A 2,789-nucleotide genomic window follows, 5' to 3' on the forward strand; every position below is an offset into this window, starting at 1 on the left:
CGAACGGGGCGACCGGGTCGTGGCGCAGGCGGCGCGCGTAGTCGGCCTCGGCGGCCAGCGCGTCGGCGAGGGCGTCGCGCTGGGCGCCCCATCTGCGGACGGGGAACAGGATGACCAGGGCCGCCTGGACCACGCCGCCGAAGACCATCATGGCCGCGTGGCCCGCGGCCTCGGCGAGGGTCGTCGGCAGGGTGATGGTGACCAGCATCATCGCGACGTTCGACGAGGCCATGATGCCGATGGTCGGGCCCGCCGCCCACGACAGGCCGGCCAGGAACGTCCACAGCGCGAGGAGGGGCAGGAACAGGAACAGGTGGGAGCCGGTGAGGTAGCCGAGGAACGTCGAGACGCCGAGGCTCGCGCCGGAGGCGAGGGCCAGTTCCGGTCGGGGGCGCCAGCTGCGCTGGAAGGTGGCGATCGCGGCCTGGTACGCGCCGAACGCCGAGCTCGCGGCCACCGCCGGGCCGAACAGCCCCAGGGCGACGGTGACGACGATCGCCAGGCCGGCGGCGCCGCGCAGCGCGATCAGGGGTTCCAGGCGCTTCCGCTCGACCTTCAGGCCCGAGCGGGTGGTGTCCTTCAGCGCCCGGAACCAGCTCACCTCGCCAGAATACGGGCATTGCCCCCGAAAACGCCGCGCGCCGTCAGGCCTCCGCGCCCTCCCGCAGCACCAGGTCCAGCAGGCCCGGGAAGCGCGCGTCGAACTCCTCGCGCCGCAGCCGGTTGAACCGCTTGGACCCCGCGTCCCGCTGCTCCAGCAGGCCCGACTCGCGCAGCACGGAGAAGTGCCTGCTCAGCGTCGCCTTGGTGACGGGCACGTCGAAGGTGCCGCACGCGCGTTCCCAGTCGGGGCCTCCGGCCAGTTCCCGTACGAGGGTGCGGCGCACCGGGTCGGCGAGGGCGACCAGGGCGGCCTCCAGGGGGACGTCCGCCGGGTGGATGTGCACCGGCATCGGCCGGTGGCTCGTCGCTGCCGGGTCCGCTTCTGTGGCCACGGGTCCCTCCTGGGCTCCTGATCGGATTTCGATCTTGCTTAGTGTTCGATGACGTGCGTACACTCCGAGGTGTTCGCTTCTCGTCAAACAGTCTAACGCCGCGCGGTTTCGGTACTGCGTTGCGTGGTGCGGTTTCGGTACTGCGTTGCGTAGTGCGGTTTCGGTACTGCGTTCCCGTACTGCGGCTCCGTACTGCGGTTCCCGTACGGCGGCCTTCCGTACGGCGGTCTTCCGTACTGCGGTTCCGCCCCGCGACTCCGGATTGCGCCCCGCGACTCCGGATTGCGCACCACGCACCACGCACGTACGACCGCTACCGCGTTACGAAGGAGCCCGCCATGCCGTCCTCCCCGTCGCCCGCCCCGCAGCCCGCCATCGGCGTCGGCATCGTCGGTCTCTCCGCCCGGCGCGGCTGGGCCGCCCGCGCCCACCTCCCCGCGCTGCGGCTGCTCGACGGCTTCGAGGTGCGGGCGCTCTCCGCGAGCAGCGCCGAGTCCGCGCGGCAGGCCGCCGAGAAGCACGGGGTGGCCCGGTCGTACGGGAGCGCCGCCGAGCTGGCGACGGCCGACGAGGTCGACCTGGTGGTCGTCACCGTCAAGGTGCCGGACCACCGGGAGATCATCCGGTCCGCCCTGGCGGCGGGGAAGGCGGTCCTCTCCGAGTGGCCGCTGGGCACCGGGCCCGCCGAGGCCGAGGAGCTGGCCTCCCTCGCGGCCGCGCACGGGCTGCGCACCTTCACCGGGCTGCAGGCGCGCTCCGCCCCGCTGGTCCGCCATCTGCGCGACCTGATCGCGGACGGCTACGTCGGCGAGGTCCTCTCCACCAGCCTCGTGGCCTCCGGCCGGGGCTGGGGCGCGACCGTCCACGAGGGCGGCGCCTACCTGCTCGACCGCACGTCCGGGGCGAACATGGTGACCATCCCCTTCGGGCACACCCTGGACGGACTGACCGCGGTGCTCGGCGACTTCGACGAGGTCAGCGCGACCGCCGCCACCCGCCGCAGGACGGTCACCGCCCCGGACACCGGCGTGGTCCACCGGTCGGACGTCGCCGACCAGTTGGTGGTCGGCGGGGTGCTCTCCTCCGGCGCGGTGGCCTCCGTGCACTTCCGCGGCGGCCTGTCGCGGGGCACCAACTTCCACTGGGAGATCAACGGTACGGACGGCGACCTCGCCGTCACCGGCGACCACGGGCATCTGCAGATGGGCGAGTACGTCGTCACCGGGGCCCGCGGGTCCGACACCGCGCTCGCCGAACTCACCGTCCCCGAACGGTACTTCGACCGCGCGCTCGCGACGCTGCGCGGCACCGACGCGTACAACGTCGGCGCCGCCTACGCGCAGATCCGGCGCGACCTGGCCGACGGCACCTCGGTGGTGCCGGACTTCGCCCATGCGGCCCGGCACCACCGGCTGATCGACCGGATCGAGCGAGCCGCGGGGCGCGGGTTCGTTGCGGGGCGCGGGTGACGGGGGGCGGGTGACAGGGGGCGGGTGACGGGGTGAGGGTGACTGGCCGCGGGTGACGGGGTGCGGGTGACAGGGCGCGAGTGGCGGGGGCGGCTTCTCGCCGGGGCCGGTGCCTGCGCGCTCCCCCTGGGCCTTCTCCGGCACCCCGCAATGGAGCCGTGCCCCTGAAGGCATCCACTGCGGGCACGCACTACGCGGCCGCGCAGCGGAGCCCGCCTCACAACATCCGCCGACCGGGCCCGCAACGGACCGAACCCGCCTCAAAGCATCACAGCACGCGCCGCGCGATCAGCCCCGGCCCGGCCGCAGGCGGCGACCCGAGTCC

The 2,789-nt window shown here is 73.8% G+C and carries 2 protein-coding genes and 1 pseudogene; 1 reads left to right on the top strand and 2 read right to left on the bottom strand.

Annotated elements, in window-relative coordinates:
- Positions 1–601: pseudogene (locus G3I40_RS04850) on the bottom strand (FUSC family protein); the annotation flags it as partial.
- 43 nt (positions 602–644) lie between these two features.
- Positions 645–953, bottom strand: a complete 309-nt coding sequence (locus tag G3I40_RS04855; RefSeq protein ID WP_164300910.1) for a helix-turn-helix domain-containing protein — start codon at positions 951–953, stop codon at positions 645–647.
- A 380-nt stretch (positions 954–1,333) separates the two neighbouring features.
- Here G3I40_RS04855 and G3I40_RS04860 point away from each other — a divergent pair, with 380 nt between their 5' ends.
- A complete protein-coding gene (locus G3I40_RS04860; protein ID WP_164300909.1) occupies positions 1,334–2,464 on the top strand; it encodes a Gfo/Idh/MocA family oxidoreductase in 1,131 nt (376 codons plus the stop codon).
- Positions 2,465–2,789 lie beyond the last annotated feature (325 nt).

Origin of the sequence: Streptomyces sp. SID14478, assembly GCF_010548525.1 — a bacterium.
Classification (GTDB): Bacteria; Actinomycetota; Actinomycetes; order Streptomycetales; family Streptomycetaceae; genus Streptomyces.